We start from the raw sequence: 24,655 nt of genomic DNA, 5'->3' as shown, positions 1-24,655 counted from the left end.
TCACACTCCCGATGCCAATGCCGATGCAGGTGCCTTGCGGTGCCAGTCGGTCGCGCGCTGATAAGCGTCGGCGACCTGGAGCATCCGGGCTTCGTTGAAATAGTTGCCGATGATCTGCAGACCGACCGGCCGATTCGCATTCGCGCCCGCGCCGAAACCGCACGGCACGCTCATGCCGGGCAGGCCCGCGAGGCTCACGGAAAGCGTGTAGATATCGGCGAGATACATCTGCACGGGATCGTCGGCCTTCTCGCCGAGATTCCACGCGACCGACGGCGCGACCGGTCCCATGATGACGTCGCACTGCTTGAACGCTTCCTGGAAATCGCGCGCGATGATGCGGCGAATCTTCTGCGCCTGCAGGTAGTACGCGTCGTAATAACCGTGCGACAGCACGTACGTGCCGACGAGAATCCGCCGCTTCACTTCCGGCCCGAAGCCTTCCGCGCGCGACTTCTTGTACATGTCGAGCAGATCGCGGTACTCGGCCGCGCGATGCCCGTAGCGCACGCCATCGAAGCGCGACAGATTCGACGATGCCTCCGCCGGCGCGATGATGTAGTACACGGGAATCGAAAGCTCGGTCTTCGGCAGCGACACTTCGACGAGCGTCGCGCCGAGCGCTTCGTATTGCCTCAATGCGGCGTCGATGGACGCGCGCACGTCGTCGGCGAGACCCGCGCCGAAATACTCCTTCGGCATGCCGATGCGCAGGCCCTTCAGCGGCTTGCCGGCATCATCGCTGCCGTTCCACGTCTTGCCGAGATAGCGCGTGTAGTCTTCGTTCTCGCGTTGAAGGCTCGTGGAATCGCGCTCGTCGAAGCCGCCCATCGCGTTCAGCAGCAGCGCGCAGTCGTGCGCCGTTTGCGCCATCGGGCCGCCCTGATCCAGCGACGACGCGAACGCGATCATTCCATAACGCGAAACGCGGCCATACGTCGGTTTGATGCCGGTGATGCCGGTGAACGAAGCGGGCTGGCGGATGGAGCCGCCGGTGTCCGTGCCGGTCGCCGCGGGCGCGAGACGCGCGGCCACGGCAGCAGCCGAACCGCCCGACGAACCGCCCGGCACGGCCTTCATATCCCACGGATTCTTCACCGCGCCGAAGTACGAATTCTCGTTGGACGAGCCCATCGCGAACTCGTCCATGTTGGTCTTGCCGAGCGTGACCATACCGGCGTTCGCGAGGCGATCGACGACGGTCGCATCGAACGGACTCGAATAGTTTTCGAGCATGTGCGAGCCGGCGGTCGATGTCCAGCCGCGCGTGACGAAGACGTCCTTGTGCGCGATCGGCAAGCCGGTGAGCGCGCCCACGCGGCCTTCGCTGATGAGCGCGTCGGCGGCTTTCGCCTGTTCGAGCGTGAGCGCGGCGTCGACGCCGATGAACGCGTTCAATTCCTTCGCGCCCTCGATGCGCCGCAGATACGACTGCGCCAGTTCGACCGCGGATACTTCCTTCGAGTCGAGCGCGGCGCGCAGTTCGGTCAAGCTTTTCTGATGCATTGCAGTTTCCTGATGAGCGCGGTGTGAATCACGCGCTGACGCTGAATGTTTGATGCTTATTCGATGACTTTGGGCACGAGATAGAGTCCGTCTTGCACGGCGGGCGCGCAACGCTGGAACTCTTCGCGTTCGACACGCTCTGAGACAGCGTCGTCACGCAGACGCAGCGCGACTTCCTCGATCTGCTCGATCGGGTGCGCGAGCGGTTCGATGCCGGTCGTGTCGACGGCCTGCATCTGCTCGACGAGACCGAAAAAATCGTTGAGCCGCGTGAGCGTGGGCTCGGCTTCGTGGTCGGGCAATTCGAGCCGCGCGAGGTGCGCGATGCGTTTTACGTCGGTCAGGGTCAAAGACATGGATTCACCGGAGAAAGCGTGGACAGCCTCAATCTCGAAAACTTTCGCTGCAGCAGCCAGTTGCGATCTTGAAAGGAGCCCTCGGAAACAGGTCTGGCGATGGCAAAAACTGCCATCCTTTTCCTATAGATACCCACAAATTATAAGGTATCATTACACGTTCGACTCACCTCTGGAACGGCTTGTCGGCGGCTTTCTCCCGCATTTGATGGATTCCGAGAAACGTTTGCGTCCAGCGTTCCGTTCTGCAGTAGATTTCTTCCCGGATTTGCCCTTCCCGGCGAGCGTTCGCCGCCCCGGCAAACCGTTATTTTTTCCGCTGCCGTCCCCGGCGCTCCTCGCGACGAACGGCCACCCAGCGAGACAGGATTTTTGAATGTTCGGTTTTTTGCGCAGCTATTTCTCCAACGACCTGGCGATTGACCTCGGCACCGCCAACACGCTGATCTACATGCGCGGCAAGGGCATCGTCCTCGACGAACCCTCGGTCGTTTCGATTCGCCAGGAAGGCGGCCCCAACGGCAAGAAGACCATTCAGGCGGTCGGCAAGGAAGCCAAGCAGATGCTCGGTAAAGTGCCGGGCAACATCGAGGCCATCCGCCCGATGAAGGACGGCGTGATCGCCGACTTCACCGTCACCGAGCAGATGATCAAGCAGTTCATCAAGACCGCTCACGAATCCCGCATGTTCTCGCCGTCGCCGCGCATCATCATCTGCGTGCCGTGCGGCTCCACTCAAGTCGAGCGCCGCGCGATCAAGGAAGCGGCACACGGCGCGGGCGCCTCGCAGGTCTATCTGATCGAAGAGCCGATGGCCGCGGCAATCGGCGCGGGCCTGCCGGTTTCGGAAGCAACGGGCTCGATGGTCGTCGACATCGGCGGCGGCACGACGGAAGTCGGCGTCATCTCGCTGGGTGGCATCGTGTACAAGGGCTCGGTGCGCGTCGGCGGCGACAAGTTCGACGAGGCCATCGTCAACTACATCCGCCGCAACTACGGCATGCTGATCGGCGAGCAAACAGCCGAAGCCATCAAGAAGGAAATCGGCTCGGCGTTCCCCGGCTCCGAAGTGAAGGAAATGGAAGTCAAGGGCCGCAATCTGTCGGAAGGCATTCCGCGCAGCTTCACCATTTCGAGCAATGAAATTCTCGAAGCGCTGACCGACCCGCTGAACCAGATCGTGTCGTCGGTGAAGATCGCGCTCGAACAGACGCCGCCGGAACTCGGCGCGGACATCGCGGAGCGCGGCATGATGCTGACGGGCGGCGGCGCGCTCCTGCGCGATCTCGACCGCCTGCTCGCGGAAGAAACCGGCCTGCCGGTGCTCGTCGCCGAAGATCCGCTGACTTGCGTGGTGCGTGGCTCGGGCATGGCGCTCGAGCGCATGGACAAGCTCGGCAGCATCTTCTCGTACGAGTGATCTGCTGCTTCGGGCGTCCGGATATCGACGCAACGCCGAAGCACGCTTGCAAGCACCCGCGTAACGCGACGCGCGCACGGCCCGGCCTCTGTCCGGGCCGTTGTCGGAACAGCGTAGGGCAGGTTTCGCCGCCGGCGAAGTGACCTGCAGCATCGATCCATCCGTTCACGCCCTCGGCGCCGACCATGGAATACAGTCCGCCGCCCCTTTTCAAGCAAGGCCCTTCCGCGCTCGCGCGCCTGATTTTCTTCGTGGTGCTCGCCATCGCGCTGCTCATCTCGGACGCTCGCTTCAGCACGCTGGAAATCGTTCGCGGGATGCTCGGCGCCGGGCTGTATCCGTTGCAGCGCGCGGCGCTGGTGCCGCGCGACATCTTCATGGGCGCCGCCGATCTCGCCGTGACCAGCGCGACGCTGCGCAGCGAAAACCGCAAGCTCAGCGACAAGAATCTGGAGCTTTCCGTCAAGGCGGGCGACGCGGCCCAGCTCGCCATCGAGAACGCGCATCTGCGCGCGCTGCTGAATCTGCAATCGCGCGCAACGACCGAAGAAACGCCCGCCGAAATTCAATACGACACGCGCGATCCGTTCACGCAGAAAGTCGTGATCGGCAAGGGTTCGCAGCAGAATATCCAGGACGGCGCGCCCGTCGTCACCGAAGACGGCGTGATCGGTCAGGTGACGCGCGTGTTTCCGCTGCAATCCGAAGTCACGCTGCTCACCGATAAAGACCAGGCCGTGCCCGTCCAGATCTCGCGCACCGGCTTGCGCAGCGTGATTTACGGCACGCCGAAGGGCGACACGCTCGATCTTCGCTTCGTGCCGATCAGCGCCGACGTCCAAGCCGGCGACGAACTCGTGACGAGCGGCCTCGACGGCATCTATCCGCCGGGACTGCCGGTCGCGAAGGTGCTGCGCGTCGACAAGCAGGCGGATACGGCGTTCGCGCGCGTCGTCTGCGTGCCGATCGCGGCCGTGCGCGGCGCGCGCCAGTTGCTCGTGCTGCACTACAACTTGAATCAGCCGCCGAATCCGGTCGAAGTCGAAGCAGCCGCGGCCGCCAAGGAAGCGAAGGAAAACAAGGGCAAGAAGAAGCCCGCGCCGAAGGCTGCCGCCGCAGCGGGCGCGAGCGGCGCTTCCGCTCCGGTGCCGGGTTCTGCGCCAGCGGCTGCAACACCGGCAGCGCCCGCGCCCGCGAAGCCGTCGGAGAAGGCGGCCGAGCCGAAAGCTGCATCGGGCGCGGCGGCGAAACCGTCGAAGAAGGCGCATGCGCCGAAACCCGCATCATCGGGAGCCGCGCGATGAACCGCCCGCAATACATCCTGCAGCCGGTCAATCCGTACTTCATCACGTTCAGCCTGGCCGCCGCGTTCCTGCTGAACCTCATGCCGTGGGGACGGCTCATCGGCGTGCCGGATTTCGTCGCGCTCGTGCTGCTGTTCTGGAACGTGCATCAACCGCGCAAGGTCGGCATGGGCATCGCGTTCATGCTCGGCATCCTGATGGACGTGCACAACGCGAATCTCCTTGGCGAACACGCGCTGGCCTACACGCTGCTTTCGTACGGCGCGATCACGATTCATCGCCGCGTGCTGTGGATGACACTGCCCGTGCAGATGTTCGTCGTCGCGCCGCTGCTGGTGGGCGCGCATCTCGTGCCTTTCATCATCCGCCTGATGACGGGCGCCGCGTTCCCCGGCTGGAGCTATCTCATCAACGGATTCGTCGAAGCGCTGCTCTGGCCGATCGCGAGCTTCCTCCTGCTGATGCCGCAACGCCGCGCCGCCGACCCGGACGATACGCGTCCAATCTGAGTCTTGCCGCGCGGCGCCTGGTCGGCGAAAAAACCGCCGCGCGCGAACTACACTTGAATCGCGAGCACACCGCGAAAGCTGCATGACCGAAATCAAGAACACCGAGCAACAGTTGTCGAAGTTCCGCCTGCGCGTCGCGGCGGCGGGACTGTTCGTGTTCATCTGCTTCGGGCTGATCGGGCTGCGCTTCCTCTATCTGCAGGTCTGGCATTTCAGCAAATACTCGTTGCAGGCGAACGAGAACCGCATTTCGGTCGCGCCGATCGTGCCGAATCGCGGCATCATCACCGACCGCAACGGGGTCGTGCTGGCGAAGAACTATTCGGCGTACACGCTCGAAATCACGCGCTCCAAGATCAACGGCACGCTCGACGAAACCATCGACGAGCTGTCGCAAGTCATTCCGATCGACGCGCGCGACCGCCGCCGTTTCAAGAAGCTTCTCGAGGACTCGAAGAATTTCGAAAGCCTGCCGATTCGCACGCGTCTCACCGACGAGGAAGTCGCCAAGTTCACGGCGCAGCGTTTCCGCTTTCCCGGCGTCGAAGTGCGCGCGCGCCTGTTCCGCCAATATCCGCTCGGCACGACCGCAGCGCATGTGATCGGCTATATCGGGCGCATTTCGCAGCGCGATCAGGAGCGCATCGACGACGCGAGCGACGCCAACGACGAAAGCTCGGATCACTACGATCCGCGCCTCGACGCCAACAATTACAAGGGCACGGATTACGTCGGCAAGATCGGCGTCGAGCAGAGCTACGAAACGGAGCTGCACGGCCTGACCGGTTTCGAGGAAGTGGAAGTGACCGCGGGCGGCCGTCCGGTACGCACGATGTCGCGCACGCAGGCGACGCCGGGCAACAATTTGCAGTTGTCGCTGGATATCGGCTTGCAGCAGGTCGCGGAGCAGGCATTCGCGGGCAAGCGCGGCGCGCTCGTCGCGATCGAGCCATCGACCGGCGACGTGCTCGCATTCGTCTCCGCGCCGAGTTTCGATCCGAATTCGTTCGTCGACGGCATCGATCAGCAAACCTGGGACGCGCTCAACAATTCGCCGGATCATCCGCTCTTGAATCGTCCGCTGCACGGCACGTATCCGCCGGGCTCGACGTACAAGCCGTTCATGGCGCTCGCCGCGTTGTCGCTGCACAAGCGCACGCCGGGCTGGGGCTTCCAGGATCCGGGCTACTTCACGTTCGGCGGCCACACGTTCCGCAACGACGTGCGCTCGGGTCAGGGCTGGGTGGACATGAACCGCGCGATCGTCGTGTCGAACGACACGTACTTCTACATGCTCGCGCGCGATCTCGGCGTCAATGCGATGGCCGGCTTCATGAAGCCGTGGGGCTTCGGCCAGATCACCGGCATCGATATCGCGGGCGAGGCGAAGGGCATTCTTCCGTCGACGGAATGGAAGCGCAAGGCGTACCGCAAGCCCGAGCAGCAGAAATGGTACGAAGGCGAGACGATCAGCCTCGGCATCGGACAGGGCTACAACTCGTTCACGATCCTGCAACTCGCGCACGCGACGGCGACGCTCGCGAATAACGGCGTCGTGATGAAGCCGCACCTCGTGCGCAACATCGAGAATCCGATCAACAAGGACCTGCGCGCGGTCGTGCGCGATCCGAGCAACAAGATTCCGGTGCAGCAGAAGGACATCGACGTCATCAAGCACGCAATGGAAGGCGTCGTGACGAACGGCACGGCAGCGAAGGTTTTCGCGGGCGCGCCCTATCTCGCGGCGGGCAAGACGGGCACGGCACAGGTTTATTCGCTGCAGGGCGCGAACTATCGGGGCCACGGCGGAACGGCCGAGCATCTGCGAGACCATGCGTTGTTCATCGCGTTCGCGCCGGCGGAGCAGCCGAAGATCGCGATCGCGCTGATCGTCGAAAACGGCGGCTGGGGCGCGGAGTCCGCCGGTCCGATCGCGCGCAAGGTGCTCGACTATTACCTCGTCGACCGTCTCAAGCCGGGCGCGGAAGCGGCGGCGGTCGCAGCGGCGGCTTCGGCCACGACCGAAGCGACCGTGCCGGTCATCGGCGGCACGCAACCGCCCGCCGCCGTCGCGCTGCCCGCGTCGGTCGCGAATTCGTCGCCGGCGTTTTCGCCGCAAGCGGCGTCGAATCCGGATGCCGCGAAGGCGGCGTCGGCGCCTGCGGCATCCGCTCCGAAAGTCTCGAAACCGCGCGCTGCGTCGGCGCCGCCCGCTGCGCCTGCGGCTGCGGTGCCTGCATCGACGCCCGGCCGATCGCCCGCGCCGAAGAAGCGCCCGAGCGAGCCGACGCCCACCATGGTGCGCAGCAACGAAAACGACGGGGTGCGCGTTCTCGCGCCGTCCGGCGGCATCGACGAGTAAAGGAAACCGCCATGCAACTGCACGTCCAATTCGACAAGCGCGAGCTGCTGGACCGCGCCAAGCGCATGTTCGCGGGCTTCGACAAGCCGCTCGCGCTCATCGTGTTCCTGCTGCTCGGCGTCGGAATCGTGACGCTCTATAGCGCCAGCCTCGACATGCCGGGCCGCGTCGAAGACCAGTTGCGCAACATCATGCTGACCTTCGGCCTGATGTGGATACTCGCCAACATTCCGCCGCAAACGCTGATGCGCTTCGCCGTGCCGCTCTATACGGTCGGCGTCGCGTTGCTGATCGCGGTCGCCGCGTTCGGCCTGACGCGCAAGGGCGCGAAGCGCTGGCTCAATGTCGGCGTGGTGATCCAGCCATCGGAAATCATGAAGATCGCGATGCCGCTGATGCTCGCGTGGTACTACCAGAAGCGCGAAAGCAACATTCGCTGGTGGGATTACATCGTCGGCTTTCTCATTCTGATGCTGCCCGTCGGCCTGATCGCGAAGCAGCCGGACCTCGGCACCGCCGTGCTCGTGTTCGCGGCGGGCATGTTCGTCATCTATTTCGCGGGGCTGAGTTTCAAGCTGATCCTGCCGGTGCTGATCGCGGGCGTCATCGCGGTGGCGGGCGTCGCGACGTTCCAGGAAAAGATTTGTCAGCCCGAAGTCGTCTGGCCGATGATGCACGACTACCAGAAGCATCGCATCTGCACGCTGCTCGATCCGACTTCCGATCCGCTCGGCAAAGGCTTCCACACGATTCAGGCGGTGATCGCGATCGGCTCCGGCGGCACGCTCGGCAAGGGCTGGCTGAAGGGCACGCAGGCGCACCTGGAGTTCATCCCCGAGAAACACACCGACTTCATTTTCGCCGTGTTCTCCGAAGAGTTCGGGCTCGCGGGCGGGCTCGTGCTGCTCTTTCTTTATATGGCGCTCATCGCGCGCGGACTGTTCATCGCGGCGAACGGAGCGACCTTCTTCGGGCGATTATTGGCGGGATCGCTCACGCTCGCGTTCTTTACTTACGCGTTCGTCAACATCGGCATGGTGAGCGGGATTCTGCCGGTGGTCGGCGTGCCGCTGCCCTTCATGAGTTACGGCGGAACCGCGCTGACGACGCTCGGCGTCGCGGCCGGGCTCATCATGAGCGTCGCGCGGCAAAAGCGGTTGATGCAGAGTTAGCGGGCTATCTTCCGCCACATGAGCCGCGGCTTCGACCGCGGTTTTTTTTATCGACGCGCGCCGTCACTGCGGCTTTTGCTGCTCGAGTTCGGTGCTGAGCTGCAGATACTTGAGCTTCGCCGCCGGATCGCCCTGCGCGGCCGCTGCCGCGTAATAAGCCCGCGCGACATTCAGATTGCGTTCGACGCCATCGCCGCCGCGCTCGTAGAACGATCCCGCGACGTATTGCGCCGTCATGTCGCCGCCTTCCGCAGCCTTCTTGTACCAGGTGAACGCCTGTGTGTTGTCGCGCGCGGTGCCGCGTCCGTCGAGGAACTGGTTGGCGAGCGCGAGTTCGGCCTGTACGTGACCCTGATTCGCCGCGCGCAGGAACCAGCGATGCGCCTCCGCCGGATCTTTCTCGACGAACTGGCCGTCGTCGTACATCTTGCCGTACACGTATTGCGCGTGCGTCATGTTGGCGTCGGCGGCGCGGCGCAGCCATTTCTTGCCTTCGGGCACATCCGCCGGGCCGCCCTCGCCGTTGAGCAGCATCATCGCGTAGTTGAATTCGGCGAGGCGGCTGCCTCTTTGCGCCGCACGCCGAAACTCCGAGCGCGCCGCGACGAAATTGCCCGCGTTGTAATCGGCGACGGCGTTTTGCGTCGCGATGTCGGTCGGCTTCGGCGCGTTGTCGGCGCGGGCCGCACCGGCGAGCGCCAGCGCGATGATCGCAGCGGCGGCGGCTTTCATGATCTCGCCTCCTGCAACGCCTGACGCGTCGCCTTCAACAGCCACATTACATCCGCGCCGATCGCGACGAGCTTGACGCCCGCCTGCGCGTACTGCTTCGCGCTCGCGGCATCGAGTGCGAAGATGCCGCTCGCGATGCCCGCGCGATTCGCCGCGTCGACGATCTTCGTGATCGCCGCCTGCACATCCGGATGCTTGCCGTCGCCGAGATGACCGAGGCTCGCGGCCAGATCCGCCGGCCCGATGAACAGGCAATCGACGCCCGGCGTCGCGGCAATTTCATCGACGGCTTCGAGCGCCGCGACCGATTCGATCTGCACGATCGTCGCAATCTGCGCATTCGCGCTCGCCATGTAATCGCGACGCATACCGTATGCCGCCGCGCGCACCGCGCCCGCCACGCCGCGCAGGCCGTGCAGCGCCGCTTCGGTCGGATATTGCGTCAGCCTCACGATGCGCGCCGCCTCTTCCGCCGATTGCACGTTCGGGAACATCAGCGTGCGCGCGCCTGCGTCGAGCGCGCGCTTGACGAGCCAGCCTTCGTTCGCCGGCACGCGCACGATCGGCTCGCTCGGCAGATGCGCGGCGGCGATCGCGCGCAACTGGGCGACGACGTCGGCGCTATCGTTCGGCGAGTGCTCCATGTCGATGCAGAGCCAGTCGAAGCCCGCGTGCGCGAGCGCTTCGGCGGCATCGGCGCTGCCGAGCGACAGCCACAGGCCGAACAACGTGCCCGGTTCGGAGAAGCGCTGCTTAAGGGGATTGGTGAAGGTGCTCATCGCGCGTCTCCTTCGAGCGTTTGAAGGACGGCCACGCGCGGCCACTGGAAAAACGGATGAAGTGACGGCATGCGTGCGCTCCGTGTCTCGCCGCCTCGGAGGATGGGCGACTCATCGGACGATCATACCGTGACAAAAGCACGCGCGCCGGAGGTGCTTCCGGCCGCGCGCACGCCTGAAATCAGCCGCGCGCGACGTCGGCCCAGCAGTTCGGCGTTTCGTACAGACGCACGCGCTTCAGCTTGAGATTGACGCCGTAGTGCGCGTCATAGACTTCCGCGAGAATGTTGAACGCGACGGCCGCGAGGTTCTCGACGGTCGGAATGCGATCGAGCACGACGGTCTTGTGATCCGACAGCGTCTGCAGAAATTCGCGCACCTTGACATCGCCCTCGTAGACGATGAACGCGTGATCCCATTTGTTGACGAGATGCTCCATCGCGAGCGCTTTCACGTCGGCGAAGTCCATCACCATGCCGCGATCGGGCGCGCCTTCCACATCGACGAGATCGCCTTGCAGCGTGATTTCGAGCACGTAGCGATGCCCGTGCAGATTGCGGCACTGGCTGCGGTGATCGGGAATGCGGTGGCCCGCATCGAATTCGAGTTTTCGGGTAATCGTCTGCACGGCGTTCAGGGGATATTCAGGTATTTGTGCGTCTGCATCGACAGGCGCCACTTCGGATGCCGCTTGCACCAGTCGATCGCGAGCCTCGTATTGATGTCGCGCGATGCGTTGTCCATCGGTTGCACGAGAAAGTATTCGAAGTCGAGCTTTTCGTACTCGGCAAGACGCTGGTTGTCCTGCGGCACCACGACTTTCAGCTCGTTGCCTTTCGTCACGACGAGCGGCGCGTCGGCTTTCGGACTCACGCAGATCCAGTCGATGCTCTCGAGCACCGGCAGCGAACCGTTCGTTTCGATGGCCATTTCGAAGCCGGCTTCGTGCAGCGCATCGACGAACGGCTGGTCGATCTGCAGCATCGGCTCGCCGCCCGTGCACACGACGAACTTGTGCGCCTCGCCTTCCGGCCACAGCGATGCGATCTTCGCGACGAGTTCCGCCGGCGTTTTGTACTTGCCACCGTTTTCGCCATCGGTGCCGACGAAATCGGTGTCGCAAAACTGGCAGACGGCGTCCGCGCGATCTTCCTCGCGCCCCGACCACAGATTGCAGCCCGCGAAACGGCAGAACACGGCCGGACGCCCGGCATTGGCGCCTTCGCCCTGCAACGTGTAGAAAATTTCCTTTACCGCGTACGTCATGACTGCTCTGTGAACCTCTAAAAAAATCAGACCGGCGCGGTATCGACCTGCTCGCCCGCGCGATACGCCTCATAACCACGTTTGCGCAGTTTGCATGCCGGGCATTGGCCGCAGCCGAAGCCCCAGTCGTGCAATTCCGCGCGCTCGCCGACATAGCAAGTGTGCGTCTCGACGCGCACCAGTTCGACGAGCGCCTCGCCGCCGAGCGTTTCCGCGAGCCGCCAGGTATCGGCCTTGTCGAGCCACATCAGCGGCGTTTCGAGCGCGTAGCGCGTTTCCATGCCGAGATTGAGCGCGACTTGCAGCGCTTTCATCGTGTCGTCGCGGCAATCCGGATAGCCGGAGAAGTCCGTCTCGCACATGCCGCCGACCAGCACCTTCAGCCCGCGCCGATACGCCACTGCTGCAGCAATCGTCATGAACAGCAGATTGCGGCCCGGCACGAACGTGTTGGGCAGGCCGTTCGCGGTCGCCTGAATCTCGATCTCGCGCGTCATCGCGGTATCGCTGATCGCGCCGAGCACGGACAGATCGATCATGTGATCTTCGCCCAGCCGTTCGGCCCACTGCGGAAACTCGCGCATGATCGCGGCGCGAAAGCCTTCGCGGCACTCGAGTTCCACGCGATGGCGCTGTCCGTAATCGAAACCGAGCGTCTCTACCGTCTTGTAACGTTCGAGCGCCCAGGCGAGGCACGTGGCCGAGTCCTGGCCGCCGGAGAACAGCACGAGCGCGCTGTCTTTAGCGTCTATCCGAGTCACCGTGAAAACTCCGTACTCCGTGAATTTGATGGCGTCGCACGCCGCACAGGCAGTCGGAGTGACCGGACTTCGCGACGAGCGGCGCGGGCAAGATGCCCGCGAGTCCAGTATAGGCCGGCGGCCTTCGCCCGGAAGCGCACGCCTTTTATGCCGCCGATAGCGGAATGCGAGACGGATGACCAGCGCCGGACGAATGTTCCGGCGCGTCGCACGAGCAATCCGGAGCGCCGAAAAGAAAAGGACTTGCGGGGTCCGAGGACGAGGCAAGTCCTTAATTCGGCGCGAATTTTAACACGGAGGGCGGTTGTTCGCCGAGCTCGGCGCGCTGGCGCGCGGGGAATCGGTAATTCGTGCCATCATCGGAAGAAATAAATCGGCAATTCCGACGAATTCTCTAAACCCGCCAACACGCGCGCCGTTATACATGTAACAAAATGGCGCGGCTCGTTACAGTTTCAGGTATTTTTTTCCTTTAGTTGCAGGACACTGGCGCGCCATCAAAGCCCCGTCGACTGACGGCCGCCGTTAATTCGCACTTCAAAGTTACTCGGCTTGAAACCCTCCCGCAGGGTTAAGCGGGACCGCAGGTCCGTTTCCGATCCGCCCTTTCGGCTCGCGGCGCTCCTGAAGACGTACCTACTTTACCGATACACAACATCTCCATTAGTAGTACATACAATGAAAAAATACATTCAGACCAGCTTGCGCGTCATTGACGCATTACGGGCACCCAAGGCGAGCCTTATCACCGCTGCCGTGGCAACCAGCGTGTTGCTGGCAGCGTGCGGAGGCGGCGGCAACGACGCGCTCGACACGGCATCGACCACAGCCGCGGCGAGCCGCAAGGCGGCGGCCGCGACAACCACGAGCACGATCTTCTACGGCGCCAACGGCCACAACAACGAAGGCGGCGCGTACGACATCTCCAGCCCGGCAGTGCAGCTCTCGCAGTTGCAGGATCTCGGCGTGAAGCTGTATCGGAACGAGGTGTACAACCAGTCATCGGCGAACAAGCTGGCAGGCATCGCGAAGACGATGGCAGCGGGCGGCGTGACCGTGTATCCCGTCATGCTGATGAGCATCGACTTCAACACCGAGACCGACGCGTATAACGCCGGCTATCAGTTGGGCGTCTGGACGGCCACCGCCTACAAGTACCCGTACTACGAAGTGTCGAACGAACTCGACGCGATGACGATTTACAACAACGTCGACGGCGTCTATCCGCAGCAGTTCGACAACGCGAAATTTCAGATCGCGCGCGGCGTCATTCGCGGCATGATCGCCGGCGTGAAGTCGGTCGATACGAACGGCAAGATCATCATGGGCGGCGGTACGTGGATGCATTACGCCGTGGATCAGATGCTCGCGGCCGGCACGCAGCCGGACGGCACGACGGGGCACCCGGTCGTGAACTGGGACATCACCGCGTGGCACTGGTATTCGGATATGGGCGACATCACCAACGCGTGCGGCGGCACGGGTTGCCATGACGTACTCGGAACACTGCAGCAGTTCGGCAAGCCGATCTGGCTCAACGAATACGGCGTGCGTCCGTGGTATGGCTCGGATCAGCAGATCGCGTCGTATCTCGTCGGCAACAAGATGATGGCGCAGTTCGTCGCGCTGGCGTCGAAGTACAACATCCAGGCGATTCAGACGTACCAGTTGTATGACGATCCCGCAGGCGGCGAAGGCGCGTACGGCCTGCTGAAGAACGACGGCAAAACGCAGAAGGCGTCTTACACCGCGTTCAAGAATTTCGTCGCGGCCAATCCGAAGTAAGCGCCGGATCGCTGAAAAAAGAACGCGCAGTCGGCTTACACGGACTGCGCGTTTTTCACATGCGGAAAATGAAAAAGCCCGAGAGCGATAACACTCTCGGGCTTCTTGCATTCTGGTGGCCTGGGACGGAATCGAACCATCGACACGCGGATTTTCAATCCGCTGCTCTACCAACTGAGCTACCGGGCCAACGAAGAGGTGAAACTATAGCAGAGACTATCCCGCGCCTCAAGCCCCTTTGCGCATTTTTCTGAAAATGTCCGGGGCCGCGCTCACACCTCGTTCTTGTTCTTCCCAAGATCGACGCCGAGCTGCTTCAACTTGCGATACAGGTGCGTGCGCTCCAGCCCCGTCTTTTCGGCGACGCGCGTCATGCTGCCGTTCTCGCGCGCAAGGTGATATTCGAAGTACGCGCGTTCGAACGCATCGCGGGCGTCGCGCAACGGAATATCGAACGAGATCGACGCCGTCTGCCCAGGCTGATTCTGCGCCGCGCCGCTCGCCGCCGCATCGTTCGATGCATTCAGCGCCGATGCCGTCGGCAGCGCAGCCGCGACCGGCACGCCCGATGCGTTCACGCTCGACGGAGGCTTCGCCGCCGTCGCCGCGGGCGCCGCCGCAGTGCCGTGCGCGAGTCCCTGCTCGACGGCCTTCAGCAGTTTCTGCAGCGCGATCGGCTTTTCGAGGAAGTTGAGCGCGCCGATCTTCGTCGCCTCGACGGCCGTGTCGATAGTCGCATGCCCCGACATCATGATGACCGGCATCGTGAGCTTGCCCTGCGCGGCCCATTCCTTGAGGAGCGTTACGCCGTCGGTATCGGGCATCCAGATGTCGAGCAAAACGAGATCGGGCGTTTGCTGTAGACGGTAGTCGCGCGCGTGCTGCGCGTTTTCCGCCACTTCCACAACATGGCCTTCGTCGCTCAGGATCTCGGAGAGCAGTTCCCGGATCCCCATTTCATCGTCTACCACCAGGATGGTTGCCATTTACGCTGCCCTTGTCTGCACTGTTGCTTTTGTCGTTCCATGATTCGCCGGCGCACCGGAGCCAGGCGTCGCGCCGGACGCCGCGGTATCGTCCGCGAGTTGTAGAAACAGAATCGATATCTGCGCGCCTTCGATCACATCCGCGCTCTTCGAGCGGTTGCGTATGTCGATGCGCGCGCCGTGCTCGTCGACGATCTTCTTCACGGTCGCAAGTCCCAGGCCCGTGCCTTTCGCTTTCGTCGTCACGTAAGGCTCGAAAGCACGCGAAAGAATACGCGCCGGAAAGCCCGAGCCGTTGTCCGACACAGTCAGGCGAACCGCGACGCGCGCATGACCCGATGCATCGGGCTCGCCATATTCTACTGTCCTCGTTTCGAGCAGCACGCGCGGCTCCGCGACTTCGGCCACCGCATCCTGCGCGTTCTGCAACAAGTTGTGGATGACCTGGCGGATCTGCGTCGCATCGCCGCGTATCACCGGCAGCTTCGCGAGATCGACTTTGATCGGCGTCTTGCCGTCCTCGATGCCGTACAACGTCAGCACTTCCGCGACGAGATCGTTCAGTTGCAGATTGCCGAGCACCGCGGGCGGCGTGCGCGCGTATTCGCGGAAGTCGTCGACCATCTGCTTCATCGCCTGCACCTGATTGACGATGGTCGTCGATGCGCGCTTCAGCACGTCCGCATCCGGCGGCGCGAGCTTGTCGGCGAGCTTCATCTGCAGACGTTCGGCTGAAAGCTGAATAGGCGTGAGCGGATTCTTGATCTCGTGCGCGAGACGCCGCGCGACTTCGCCCCACGCGACGGAACGCTGCGCGGAGATGACATCCGATATGTCATCGAACACGACGACGTAGCCCGTGGTTTCCGCGTCGTCGGTGTCGCTCTCGGTCACGCTCAACAACTGCGTGCCGCGCACGAGCAACGTGAGCGGATCGCTCTCGCCCGGCACCGTCACCGCAACCTGCTGCTGCCAGTGACCGCGATCGCCGACAGGATGATCGCTGCCGACCGCCGCCGCGTCGCGCTCGGCGAACGCCTTTTTGACCATCGCGCCGAACTCGGCGAGCACCTCGATCTGATCGAGCGGCTGATTGAGCAACGCGGCGAACGGTTGGCGGAAGATGCGCTCCGCGCCGCGATTCGCAGTGGAGAGACGGAACTGCCGGTCGAACACGAACACGCCCGCGGTGAGGTTCGCGAGAATGCTCTCCAGATACGCCTTCGAATGCTCCAGTGCGATGCGATTGTTCTCGACCGCCGCGCGCGCCTCGGAAAGCTGGCGCGTCATCGCGTTGAAGGACTGCGTGAGAAAGCCGAGTTCGTCGCGTGAATTGATCTCGCGTTTGGGCGTGTAGTCGCCTTCGGCCACTTCCTTCGTGCCCTGCGCCAGCAGGAACAACGGCCGCGCGAGCTGATTGCCGAGCGCGAGCGCGAGCATCATCGCGATGAAGGTCGCGAGAAAAAGCGCGAGCGTCAGCGTGCCGATATACATCTTGCGCAAGCCGGTGCGCCCGAGCCGCTTCTCCTGATATTCGCGATACGCGCGCTGCACGGCGTCGGCGTTGCGCGCGAGCTCCTGGCTCACGGGCTGCTCGATCTGCAGGAAACGGTCGACGTGCTGAAATTCGGTGGTCGTCGTCGGATCGGGAATCTTCGTGAGCACGCGCAATCGCAATGCGCCCTTCGGCCCGTTCGATTTCGGATCGCCGTCGATCTCGCCTTCGATCGCGCCGTACGGATGATCCTGCGCCTCCCGCAGCATCGTGCCGGTCGGCTCGTTGGCCGGCAGGAGCGCGTAGTAATTGCCCGATGCCTGCGCGACCGTGCGCAATCCGGGCACGCGTTGCGAACTGTTGTTCGCCGCGAGATCCTCGCGGTTGTACTGATCGCGCGGCCGCTCGAACACGACGGCGTCCTGCACGCCGTACTGATCGCGCAGCCGCAAAAGCGATAGCGTGAGACTCGATGGATCGGCGCTCGCGAGCTGATCGCTCATCTGCCGGCCGCGGTTCTTGAAATCGGCGAGCGATGTCTGGAGCATGCCGCGCCCGAGCGTCAGACCGGAGGTGAGCGCGGTTTCGACATTCACGTCGAACCACGACTCGATGCTGCGCGACACGAACTGATACGAAACCACATAGATGATCGCGCCCGGCACCACGCCGACGAGCGCGAAGATGAACGCGAGCTTGGCGAGCAGGCGCGTGCCGAAGCGCCCTTGCCTCACCCTCGACACGATGATGATGAACAGGCTGATGACGATCAGCATGAAGACCATCGCCACCGCGACATTCGCCGCGTAGAGCCAGCCGTAGTAGCGGTCGAAGAACTCGGTGTTCGCGCTCGCGAGCGCGAGCATCACGAGCAGCAGGACTGCCGTGAGCGCCACCGTGGAGACCAGCAAGCGGACGACGAAACTCTTCATGTCCGTGCGGCCGCGTCGAAATCTATTTCGCACGTTCTGCCGCCGTAAAAGTAAAACGCTTCCAGTCCGAGGAAAGGTTCCAGTCGCGATTGTTCACCGCGTCGATCTGGAACGGCTTGGGCATCAATGCGATGTCGAGCTGCATACGCACCGATGCGGTATAGGTTTCGCCGCCATGCACCTGATTACGGTCGATGACATGCCACGAAGTCACATGCTTGATGACCGCGAGCGCTTCGTTCAACGATGCGAAGCGCAACTGCAGGCCGCCCGTCGACACGCGATATTCGTTCGTGAGCGGTTGAAATGACAGACGGATGCTCTGCGACACGTTGACCGGCTCTTCATCGAACCAGTACCAGCGCGGTCTCGACAGGTTGAAGTCGATCGTGAAATAGAGCGGCACGCTGCGGTTCACGGCATCTTCGAGGCTGTTGTTCAGGTCGAAGTCGAAATGCGCGTCCAAGCTCCAGCCGGCATTGTCCGCTTGCAGCGACGCGCGCTGCACGGCGATCGTCTCGGCGAACGCGGAATCGGCCGCGGCGAACGTCAGCCAGAGCGTCAGCGCAGTCCAGATGACGGCCGCGAGCCGAAGCGGAAAAAAGCGTTTGATCGTCACCGTTTCTGAAAGCGCGCGTAGAAGAATCCGTCGTGGTCCGCGAGAGTCTCCGCGTCCCGATGCGGGCTCGCGAGATTTGTACTGTCCGGTGAACCTTGCGCCGCGACCGCGCTTGCGCGCGCCGCTGTCGGCAACAATTGGCCCGGCGCGTCCAATCGTACCGCATCTTCATGTGCGGTTCCAAACCAGCGGGCCTGCTCTTCGCCCTCCTCGGGAAAGATGGAGCACGTCACGTAGAGCAACTCGCCGCCCTTCGCGACGAGCGGCCACAGCGCGCTCACGATGCGCCTTTGCTCGGCGACGAGCGCATCGATATCCGATGCGCGCCGCAGCCAGCGAATATCCGGATGACGCCGCACGATGCCCGACGCCGAGCACGGCACGTCCGCGAGAATGCGGTCGAAGGGCGCGCCGTCGAACCATTGCGCGGGATCGCCCGCGTCGCCGATCTTGATTTGCGCGTCGAGTTTCAGACGCTGCAAGTTTTGTCCGATGCGGCCAGAACGCTCGGCGTCGCTTTCGAGCGCGATCAGATCGACGTTCGCGAGTTCGAGAATGTGGCCCGTCTTGCCGCCCGGCGCGGCGCAGGCATCGAGCACGCGCATGCCGTCCTTCACGCCGAGCAGTTGCGCGGCGAGCTGCGCGCCGGCGTCCTGCACCGACACGACGCCTTCGTCGAACCCGGGAATGCGATCGACGGGCATCGGCGTTCTCAGGCGCACCGCGTGCAGGCCGGCGGCGTCGGCTTCGATATGCCCGTCGCGGAGGCGCGCGAGATAGTCGTCGACGCTCGCGTGCCGCGCGTTCACGCGAAGCGTGAGCGGACCTTGCGCGTTGCCCGCTTCGAGGATGCGCTCCCAGGCATCCGGCTGGCCGCGCTTCACCGCGTCGATCCACCATTGCGGATAATTCCAGCGCGCGACTTCGCTTGTGCGCGCTTCGTCGATCAGCATGTCGCGCTCACGCAGAAAATTGCGCAGCACCGCGTTCACCAGGCCCTTCGCAAACGCGAATTCGCGGCGCGCGGCGATCGCGCTCACCGCCTGATCGACCACGGTGAAGGGCGAGTAAGCGGCATGCGCTTCGTCGTCGGTCAGCAGCGCGAACGCGCAGACGAGCACGTTCGCCACATGCGGCGGCGGCGCCTTCTTCACGAGCCTGTGCAGCAGCGCATCGGCGAGCGCGAGACGGCGCATGGTCCGATACGCGATGTCCTGCACCGCCCCGCGCGCGCTCGCGTGCTTCGCCGACGCGACGACCGTCTGCAACGCCGCCGGCAGCGCCGAGCCCGCGCGCACCGCGCCGACGGCCTGCGCCGCGCTGTCGAGCGCGAACGCGAGCGAATCGGGCGCGAGACGCAACGCGCTCAGACGGAAATGCGCGGCGGCGGGCCGGCGGGAAGGCTTGTCGGTCATGGCGAAACGGGGACGGTCAACGGCGACGCGCAGAGTTCGCGCGAACGGGGAATTGTAACGTGCGGGAATTGCGCGCCCGGACGGCGGCGGCCGAACAGGAAAAAGGCCGCTCCGGCGTAACCGGAACGGCCTTGCTTTACGACGTTGCAGGTTTTAGAAGCGGCCGGTGCGCGTCATTTCCATCAGGCGGGCGACGCGCTCTTCGGTCGCCGGGTGCGTCGAGAACAGATTCGCGATGCCGCCGCCCGACAGCGGATTCATGATCATCATCTGCGCAGTCGCCGGATGCTGCTCGGCGGTCGGGAACGGCACGCCGGTCGCGTATGCGTGAATCTTCTCGAGCGCACTCGCGAGCGCTTGCGGATCGCCCGAAATTTCCGCGCCGCCGCGATCGGCTTCGAATTCGCGCGCGCGGGAAATCGCCATCTGGATCAGCGCACCCGCGATCGGGGCGAGAATTGCCACCAGAATGCTCGCGATGGGATTCGCCGGACGACCTTCGTCGTCGCGACCGCCGAAGAACATCGCGAAGTTCGCGAGCGCGGAGATCGCGCCGGCCATCGTCGCGGAGATGGTCGAGATGAGGATGTCGCGGTGCTTCACGTGCGCCAGTTCGTGCGCCATCACGCCGCGCATTTCACGCTCGGACAGCACGCGCAAAATGCCCGTGGTCGCCGCGACCGCCGCGTGCTCGGGATTGCGGCCCGTGGCGAACGCGTTCGGCGCGTCTTCGTTGATCAGATAGACGCGCGGCATCGGCAATTGAGCGCGCGTCGCGAGCTCGCGCACCATGCGATAAAACTGCGGCGCGGTGGTTTCGTCGACTTCCTGCGCGTTGTACATGCGCAAGACCATCTTGTCCGAGAACCAGTACGAAAAGAAATTCATGCCGAGCGCGACGATCAGCGCGAGCATCATGCCCTTCGATCCGCCGATCATTCCGCCGATCACGACAAAGAGGGCCGTGATCGCAGCCATCAGCATCGCGGTTTTGACCCAGTTGAACATGTCCGGAGCTCCTCTCCGTGTATGCAGTGCGCGAAGTGCGCGGTTGCCCCGGCCAACATGACCGGGACGACAATTGTAAGCAAAATGTTAGATAGTGGCAGCCGGCAATAATTCAATCCGAGATTGCGCGATTTATCGATGCGTCGTCGCGAGTTTGATACCGAGTCCGACGAACGCGCTGCCGACCCCGCGATCCAGCCACTTCTTCACGCCCGATTTGCCCGCGAAGCGCTCGGTGACGCTGCCCGCGATCCACGCGACGAAGCTGTTCCAGACCGTGCTCATCGCGATGAACACGACCCCGAGCGCGAGAAACGCGAGCGTCTTGTGCTGGCTGTCGGCGGCGACGAACTGCGGAAAGAACGACACGAAGAACAACACGACCTTCGGATTCAGCACGTTCGTGACGAAGCCTTGCGCGAAAAGCTGGCCGAGCGATTTCGGCGTGGCTTTTTCGTTTTGCGTCTCGCGCGCGGTTTCGGTGTCGTCGTGCTTCGCGAAAATGAGGCGCACGCCGAGATAAATCAGATAAATCGCGCCGGCAATCTTGATGACCGTGAACGCCGTCGCCGATGCAGCGAGAATCGCCGTCAACCCGAAGGCGCACGCGAGCGTATGGACGATGCAGCCAGCGGAAATCCCGAGCGCCGAAACGATGCCCGCGCCGCGTCCTTGAGCGACGCTGCGTCCGACGATGTAAGCCGTATCGGGGCCGGGCGTGACGTTTAGAAGAAAGACGGCGACGAGAAAGAAGGTGAAACCGGTAATGCCGAGCATCGAAAAACTCCAGACAGACAGGCGCGCGTTGACAACGATTTATTTTAGCGCTGCGTCTGTCCTGCCGTCCTTCACTGCAGCGTGAAACGCTGGCCCTTCGCGAGCGGCGCGCCCGCGAGAAATTCCCGCGCGGGCAAGCGCTTGCCGCCCGGTTTCTGAAGTTGCGTGAGTTTGAGCGCGCCGCTGCCGCACATAACGACGATACCGTCCGGGGAAACATCGGCGATGGCGCCCGGTTCGCCCGCACCGTCGACCGGTTGCGCCGCCCAGATCTTGATCGGCGCACCGTCGAGCGTGCCGAACGCGCCGGGAAACGGATCGAACGCGCGAATCTGGCGCGCGAGCTCTTCCGCCGGACGACGCCAGTCGAGCGCGGCTTCGTTCTTCGCGATCTTTTCCGCGTAGGTCGTGCCTTCGTCCGGCTGCGGCGTGGACGGCAATGCGCCATCGCGTTCGAGATCGCGCAGCGCGGCGACGATCAATTCCGCGCCCATCTGCGCGAGCCTGTCGTGCAGCGTGGCGGTCGTGTCGTCGGCGAGAATCGGCGTGCGCGCCTCACGGATCATCGCGCCGGTGTCGAGGCCGGCGTCCATCTGCATCAGCGTGATGCCGGTTTCTGCGTCGCCCGCTTCGATCGCGCGATGGATCGGCGCCGCGCCACGCCAGCGCGGCAACAGCGAAGCGTGAATGTTGATGGCGCCGCGCGGCGGAATATCGAGCACCTCCTGCGGCAGGATCAGCCCGTATGCGGCAACGACCATCACGTCGTGCGGCGTGGCCTTCAGCAAATCGATGGCTTCCGCCGCTTCCTGCGGATACTTGCCCGCGCGACGCAGCGACGTTGGCTGCGCGACCTTCAGACCATGCTCGACGGCGAAGCGCTTGACCGCGCTCGCGGTCAGCTTCATGCCGCGTCCGGCGGGCCGGTCGGGCTGCGTCAAAACCAGCGGCACGGAAAAACCGGCTGCGTGAATGGCCGCGAGCGCGGCGGCAGCGAATTCCGGCGTACCGGCGAAAACCACGCGCAGCGATTGAGTCATCGGTTACAGCGCCTTTTCCAGCTTTTTCATCTTGCCGCGAATGCGCGTCTGCTTAAGCGTCGACAGATATTCCACGAAAACGTGGCCAGCCAGATGATCCATCTCGTGCTGGATGCACACCGCGAGCAAGCCGTCGCAATCGAGCTCGAAGGTTTCGCCCTTCTCGTTCAGCGCCTTCACGCGCACCTTGTCAGGGCGCTCGACGAAGTCGTAAATGCCCGGCACCGAAAGACAGCCCTCTTCCCATTCCTTCTTCTGCTCGCTCGTCCAGACGAGCTCAGGGTTGATGAAGACCATCAGCTGGTCGTGCGCGTCCGAGACGTCGATCACGATCACGCGCTCGTGCACATCCACCTGCGTCGCGGCGAGGCCGACGCCGGGCGCGGCGTACATCGTCTCGGCCATGTCGGCGACGAGCTTGCGGATGCGGTCGTCGACCACGGCGACAGGTTTCGCCACCTTGTTCAGACGCTTGTCCGGGTAGTTGAGTATCTTGAGCAGAGCCATGATTCGGATTGTCTACGCGCGCCGCGACGCGTGTAAATCGGCCATTCGGCCAGGTTGCGGGTAATGGGGCGGCATGCCGAAGATATGCGGGCGAATCCAGTGGATTCAACGCCGCCGGCAAGCGGCCGATGGGCGTCGCTGCGGGCTTTCAAACGTGCCTGAGCGACCTTTCTTTATCTATTCCGGATCAAAAATCTTAACATGACGACCGCCGACCTGCCGACCGAGGAAGCCGCCTCCACACTCGATGCCGACGAACTGCGCGCCTGGCTGCGGCTCGCGCACGCCAAAGGGCTGCGCCCGCTCGCGCTGCGCACGTTGCTCGGTACTTTCGGCGGTCCGCGCGAGGTTTTGTGGGAGAGTTTTGCGACGCTCGCGGAAACCACCGACGCCCGCACAGCCGAAGCCGTGCTCGCGCCACCCGCGGACATCGAAGGCGTTTCGTTCGACCACTATATTGAAGCGGCTTTGGCGTGGGCATCCGAACCGGGCAACCACGTCCTGACGCTCGCCGACGCCGCCTATCCGCAAGCGCTGCTGACGATGCCCGATCCGCCGCCGTTGCTCTATGCGAAGGGCCGGCTCGATCTGCTGCAGGCGCGCGCGGTGGCCATCGTCGGCAGCCGGCATGCGACGCCGCAAGGTCTGGAGGACGCGCGCCGCTTCGCCCGCGTGCTGTCGGATGCGGGACTTGCGGTCGTGTCGGGGCTCGCGCTCGGCATCGATGCGTCCGCGCATCGCGGAGCGCTGGAGGGTGCGACCGGCACGGTGTCGGTCATCGGCACGGGCGCCGATCTCGTGTATCCCGCCGCGCATCACACGCTCGCGCACGAAATCGCCCGCGACGGCGCGATGCTCTCCGAATGGCCGCTCGGCACGCCCGCGCGCTCCGCCAACTTCCCACAGCGCAACCGGCTGATCGCGGGATTGTCGGGCGGCGTGCTGATCGTCGAAGCCGCGATGCGCTCCGGCTCGCTCATCACCGCGCGGCTCGCCAACGAAATGGGGCGCGATGTTTTTGCGATGCCTGGCTCCGTCCACGCGCCGCTTTCGCAGGGTTGTCATCGGCTGATAAAGGAGGGCGCGAAGCTCGTCGAAACGCCGGAAGAAGTGCTCGAAGAGTTCGGTTTCTCGTCGGCGCAGGCAAGCGCGGCGGGGTCGGCGGCAAAGCGCGGGAGGCTGCGGCCGGTGAGCGCATCGTGGGCATCGGCGGCGTTGCACGACACGCCGATGAACGCCGATGCCGCGCGCGTGCTCGGCGCGCTCGGCCATGCGCCCGCGACGCTTGAAATCCTCGCGACGCGCACCGATCTGGACGGGGCGGCGTTGCAAGGCGCGCTGCTGCAGCTCGAATTGTCGGGCCAGGTGGCCGCGCTCGCGGGCGGTCGCTACGCGGCGGTGCAGCGCTCGTGATTCCTCGTCGTGCTACATTCGCGGAAAAATGAGCCGTCCCCGCAGCCGATACCAATAAGGATCTCGCACCCGTCATGTCCGCGCTGAATCTCGATACCGACGCCGATCTCATCGCGGAACGCATCGCCGTGCCCGGCACGCTGTTCGTCGCCTGCCTGTGCGCGGAGTGGTGCGGAACGTGCCGCGAGTATCGCGAAGGGTTCGACAAGCTGGCGGACGCGCATCCGGACGTCTGCTTCGCGTGGATCGACATCGAGAATCACGCCGACCGTTTCGACGATCTCGACGTGGAAAATTTTCCTACCATCCTGATCGAGGACTCGGTCACGACGCGATTCTTCGGCACGGTTCTGCCGCAGGCTTCCATCGTCGACCGGATGCTCACCGATCTGACCGCGCTGCCGGGCATGGTCGGTGCGCCGAAACTGCGCCCGGCGCTTGCTACGGCCTGATTGCGACGCCCGCGAAACGCACCTTTCGCGTCTGTCGCAACGCGCTTCGCGGCCCGGAT

General features: G+C 63.9%; 23 protein-coding genes and 1 tRNA gene. 8 read left to right on the top strand and 16 right to left on the bottom strand.

The genetic code is table 11. The features are described from left to right. Both gatA and gatC read right to left on the bottom strand, forming a co-directional pair. Positions 1-1,506, bottom strand: a complete 1,506-nt coding sequence (gatA, locus tag NCS03_RS00780; protein ID WP_250528645.1) for an Asp-tRNA(Asn)/Glu-tRNA(Gln) amidotransferase subunit GatA — start codon at positions 1,504-1,506, stop codon at positions 1-3. A gap of 56 nt (positions 1,507-1,562) precedes the next feature. Then, positions 1,563-1,862: an Asp-tRNA(Asn)/Glu-tRNA(Gln) amidotransferase subunit GatC gene (gene gatC / locus NCS03_RS00775; RefSeq protein WP_008352020.1), complete on the bottom strand. Its 300-nt coding sequence runs from the start codon at positions 1,860-1,862 to the stop codon at positions 1,563-1,565. 376 nt (positions 1,863-2,238) lie between these two features. On the opposite strand from gatC, the gene NCS03_RS00770 reads away from it, so the two are divergent. The 5 genes from NCS03_RS00770 to rodA all read left to right on the top strand — a co-directional run bounded on the left by NCS03_RS00770 (position 2,239) and on the right by rodA (position 8,629). Next, complete coding sequence (locus NCS03_RS00770; protein WP_004189550.1) at positions 2,239-3,282, top strand: rod shape-determining protein; 1,044 nt, start codon at positions 2,239-2,241, stop codon at positions 3,280-3,282. 185 nt (positions 3,283-3,467) lie between these two features. Further along, entirely contained in the window at positions 3,468-4,586 is a 1,119-nt protein-coding gene (gene mreC / locus NCS03_RS00765) for a rod shape-determining protein MreC (RefSeq protein WP_034470331.1), read from the top strand. Further along, positions 4,583-5,095: a rod shape-determining protein MreD gene (gene mreD, locus NCS03_RS00760; protein ID WP_008352165.1), complete on the top strand. Its 513-nt coding sequence runs from the start codon at positions 4,583-4,585 to the stop codon at positions 5,093-5,095. Before mreC ends, mreD begins: the two co-directional genes overlap by 4 nt. Positions 5,096-5,177: 82 nt before the next feature. After that, positions 5,178-7,457, top strand: a complete 2,280-nt coding sequence (gene mrdA, locus NCS03_RS00755) for a penicillin-binding protein 2 (RefSeq protein ID WP_250480195.1) — start codon at positions 5,178-5,180, stop codon at positions 7,455-7,457. Between the two features lie 11 nt (positions 7,458-7,468). Beyond that, positions 7,469-8,629 carry a rod shape-determining protein RodA gene (rodA, locus tag NCS03_RS00750; RefSeq protein ID WP_008352167.1) on the top strand — a complete coding sequence of 387 codons (1,161 nt, stop codon included), beginning with the start codon at positions 7,469-7,471 and terminating at the stop codon, positions 8,627-8,629. A gap of 63 nt (positions 8,630-8,692) precedes the next feature. On the opposite strand, the gene NCS03_RS00745 is transcribed toward rodA, so the two are convergent. From NCS03_RS00745 to queC, 5 genes are all read right to left on the bottom strand, one after another. Then, positions 8,693-9,361 carry a tetratricopeptide repeat protein gene (locus NCS03_RS00745; protein WP_034470327.1) on the bottom strand — a complete coding sequence of 223 codons (669 nt, stop codon included), beginning with the start codon at positions 9,359-9,361 and terminating at the stop codon, positions 8,693-8,695. Then, positions 9,358-10,140 (bottom strand): HpcH/HpaI aldolase family protein, encoded by a 783-nt coding sequence (locus NCS03_RS00740; protein ID WP_175979707.1) that lies wholly within the window; start codon positions 10,138-10,140, stop codon positions 9,358-9,360. Before NCS03_RS00740 ends, NCS03_RS00745 begins: the two co-directional genes overlap by 4 nt. Positions 10,141-10,321: 181 nt before the next feature. After that, positions 10,322-10,768, bottom strand: coding sequence for a 6-carboxytetrahydropterin synthase QueD (queD, locus tag NCS03_RS00735; RefSeq protein ID WP_008352173.1), 447 nt, complete (start codon positions 10,766-10,768; stop codon positions 10,322-10,324). A 5-nt stretch (positions 10,769-10,773) separates the two neighbouring features. After that, positions 10,774-11,406 carry a 7-carboxy-7-deazaguanine synthase gene (gene queE, locus NCS03_RS00730; protein WP_250438799.1) on the bottom strand — a complete coding sequence of 211 codons (633 nt, stop codon included), beginning with the start codon at positions 11,404-11,406 and terminating at the stop codon, positions 10,774-10,776. Positions 11,407-11,432: 26 nt separating this feature from the next. After that, on the bottom strand, positions 11,433-12,167 hold the full coding sequence (queC, locus tag NCS03_RS00725; RefSeq protein ID WP_175979706.1) for a 7-cyano-7-deazaguanine synthase QueC: 735 nt from the start codon (positions 12,165-12,167) through the stop codon (positions 11,433-11,435). Positions 12,168-12,845: 678 nt separating this feature from the next. Between queC and NCS03_RS00720 the strand changes: the two genes are divergently transcribed. Then, entirely contained in the window at positions 12,846-13,952 is a 1,107-nt protein-coding gene (locus NCS03_RS00720) for a glycoside hydrolase family protein (protein WP_144403735.1), read from the top strand. Between the two features lie 113 nt (positions 13,953-14,065). Here the strand turns inward: NCS03_RS00720 and NCS03_RS00715 are convergent. From NCS03_RS00715 to def, 9 genes are all read right to left on the bottom strand, one after another. Beyond that, positions 14,066-14,141: transfer RNA gene (locus NCS03_RS00715), tRNA-Phe, on the bottom strand. Between the two features lie 83 nt (positions 14,142-14,224). Then, positions 14,225-14,938 (bottom strand): response regulator transcription factor EsaR, encoded by a 714-nt coding sequence (esaR, locus tag NCS03_RS00710; protein ID WP_250438795.1) that lies wholly within the window; start codon positions 14,936-14,938, stop codon positions 14,225-14,227. Continuing rightward, on the bottom strand, positions 14,939-17,365 hold the full coding sequence (locus NCS03_RS00705; RefSeq protein ID WP_284504241.1) for a sensor histidine kinase: 2,427 nt from the start codon (positions 17,363-17,365) through the stop codon (positions 14,939-14,941). A 22-nt stretch (positions 17,366-17,387) separates the two neighbouring features. Continuing rightward, complete coding sequence (locus NCS03_RS00700; RefSeq protein WP_008352184.1) at positions 17,388-17,984, bottom strand: DUF4390 domain-containing protein; 597 nt, start codon at positions 17,982-17,984, stop codon at positions 17,388-17,390. Then, on the bottom strand, positions 17,981-19,399 hold the full coding sequence (rsmB, locus tag NCS03_RS00695) for a 16S rRNA (cytosine(967)-C(5))-methyltransferase RsmB (protein ID WP_250517993.1): 1,419 nt from the start codon (positions 19,397-19,399) through the stop codon (positions 17,981-17,983). The genes NCS03_RS00700 and rsmB overlap by 4 nt, the downstream gene beginning before the upstream one ends. Before the next feature lie 153 nt (positions 19,400-19,552). Continuing rightward, a complete protein-coding gene (htpX, locus tag NCS03_RS00690; protein WP_250528643.1) occupies positions 19,553-20,407 on the bottom strand; it encodes a zinc metalloprotease HtpX in 855 nt (284 codons plus the stop codon). Positions 20,408-20,539: 132 nt separating this feature from the next. Beyond that, the gene (locus NCS03_RS00685; protein ID WP_008352189.1) at positions 20,540-21,184 is read right to left on the bottom strand and encodes a LysE family translocator; all 645 of its coding nucleotides are present in this window, start codon (positions 21,182-21,184) and stop codon (positions 20,540-20,542) included. Positions 21,185-21,255: 71 nt separating this feature from the next. Next, complete coding sequence (gene fmt, locus NCS03_RS00680) at positions 21,256-22,224, bottom strand: methionyl-tRNA formyltransferase (protein WP_250435413.1); 969 nt, start codon at positions 22,222-22,224, stop codon at positions 21,256-21,258. Between the two features lie 3 nt (positions 22,225-22,227). Continuing rightward, on the bottom strand, positions 22,228-22,731 hold the full coding sequence (gene def / locus NCS03_RS00675) for a peptide deformylase (RefSeq protein WP_008352192.1): 504 nt from the start codon (positions 22,729-22,731) through the stop codon (positions 22,228-22,230). Between the two features lie 201 nt (positions 22,732-22,932). Between def and dprA the strand changes: the two genes are divergently transcribed. Together dprA and NCS03_RS00665 are read left to right on the top strand one after the other, a co-directional pair. Next, positions 22,933-24,144: a DNA-processing protein DprA gene (gene dprA, locus NCS03_RS00670; RefSeq protein WP_250438789.1), complete on the top strand. Its 1,212-nt coding sequence runs from the start codon at positions 22,933-22,935 to the stop codon at positions 24,142-24,144. 74 nt (positions 24,145-24,218) lie between these two features. Further along, a complete protein-coding gene (locus tag NCS03_RS00665; protein WP_175979698.1) occupies positions 24,219-24,596 on the top strand; it encodes a thioredoxin family protein in 378 nt (125 codons plus the stop codon). The last annotated feature ends 59 nt before the right edge of the window (positions 24,597-24,655 follow it).

The sequence above is a fragment of the Caballeronia sp. ATUFL_F1_KS4A genome (assembly GCF_023630905.1).
In the GTDB taxonomy this organism is placed as follows: Bacteria; Pseudomonadota; Gammaproteobacteria; order Burkholderiales; family Burkholderiaceae; genus Caballeronia; species Caballeronia zhejiangensis.
This window is presented reverse-complemented; position numbering and strand designations above follow the sequence as displayed.

Excerpts from the sequence above, each read along its gene's own strand:
- mrdA (WP_250480195.1), top strand. The coding sequence starts at position 5,178 with ATGACCGAAATCAAGAACACCGAGCAACAGTTGTCGAAGTTCCGCCTG.
- mreD (WP_008352165.1), top strand. The coding sequence starts at position 4,583 with ATGAACCGCCCGCAATACATCCTGCAGCCGGTCAATCCGTACTTCATC.
- dprA (WP_250438789.1), top strand. The coding sequence starts at position 22,933 with ATGACGACCGCCGACCTGCCGACCGAGGAAGCCGCCTCCACACTCGAT.
- NCS03_RS00720 (WP_144403735.1), top strand. The coding sequence starts at position 12,846 with ATGAAAAAATACATTCAGACCAGCTTGCGCGTCATTGACGCATTACGG.
- gatC (WP_008352020.1), bottom strand. The coding sequence starts at position 1,862 with ATGTCTTTGACCCTGACCGACGTAAAACGCATCGCGCACCTCGCGCGG.
- NCS03_RS00705 (WP_284504241.1), bottom strand. The coding sequence starts at position 17,365 with ATGAAGAGTTTCGTCGTCCGCTTGCTGGTCTCCACGGTGGCGCTCACG.
- fmt (WP_250435413.1), bottom strand. The coding sequence starts at position 22,224 with ATGACTCAATCGCTGCGCGTGGTTTTCGCCGGTACGCCGGAATTCGCT.
- NCS03_RS00745 (WP_034470327.1), bottom strand. The coding sequence starts at position 9,361 with ATGAAAGCCGCCGCCGCTGCGATCATCGCGCTGGCGCTCGCCGGTGCG.
- rsmB (WP_250517993.1), bottom strand. The coding sequence starts at position 19,399 with ATGACCGACAAGCCTTCCCGCCGGCCCGCCGCCGCGCATTTCCGTCTG.
- queE (WP_250438799.1), bottom strand. The coding sequence starts at position 11,406 with ATGACGTACGCGGTAAAGGAAATTTTCTACACGTTGCAGGGCGAAGGC.
- NCS03_RS00770 (WP_004189550.1), top strand. The coding sequence starts at position 2,239 with ATGTTCGGTTTTTTGCGCAGCTATTTCTCCAACGACCTGGCGATTGAC.
- gatA (WP_250528645.1), bottom strand. The coding sequence starts at position 1,506 with ATGCATCAGAAAAGCTTGACCGAACTGCGCGCCGCGCTCGACTCGAAG.
- mreC (WP_034470331.1), top strand. The coding sequence starts at position 3,468 with ATGGAATACAGTCCGCCGCCCCTTTTCAAGCAAGGCCCTTCCGCGCTC.
- htpX (WP_250528643.1), bottom strand. The coding sequence starts at position 20,407 with ATGTTCAACTGGGTCAAAACCGCGATGCTGATGGCTGCGATCACGGCC.
- esaR (WP_250438795.1), bottom strand. The coding sequence starts at position 14,938 with ATGGCAACCATCCTGGTGGTAGACGATGAAATGGGGATCCGGGAACTG.
- NCS03_RS00740 (WP_175979707.1), bottom strand. The coding sequence starts at position 10,140 with ATGAGCACCTTCACCAATCCCCTTAAGCAGCGCTTCTCCGAACCGGGC.
- def (WP_008352192.1), bottom strand. The coding sequence starts at position 22,731 with ATGGCTCTGCTCAAGATACTCAACTACCCGGACAAGCGTCTGAACAAG.
- NCS03_RS00665 (WP_175979698.1), top strand. The coding sequence starts at position 24,219 with ATGTCCGCGCTGAATCTCGATACCGACGCCGATCTCATCGCGGAACGC.
- rodA (WP_008352167.1), top strand. The coding sequence starts at position 7,469 with ATGCAACTGCACGTCCAATTCGACAAGCGCGAGCTGCTGGACCGCGCC.
- NCS03_RS00685 (WP_008352189.1), bottom strand. The coding sequence starts at position 21,184 with ATGCTCGGCATTACCGGTTTCACCTTCTTTCTCGTCGCCGTCTTTCTT.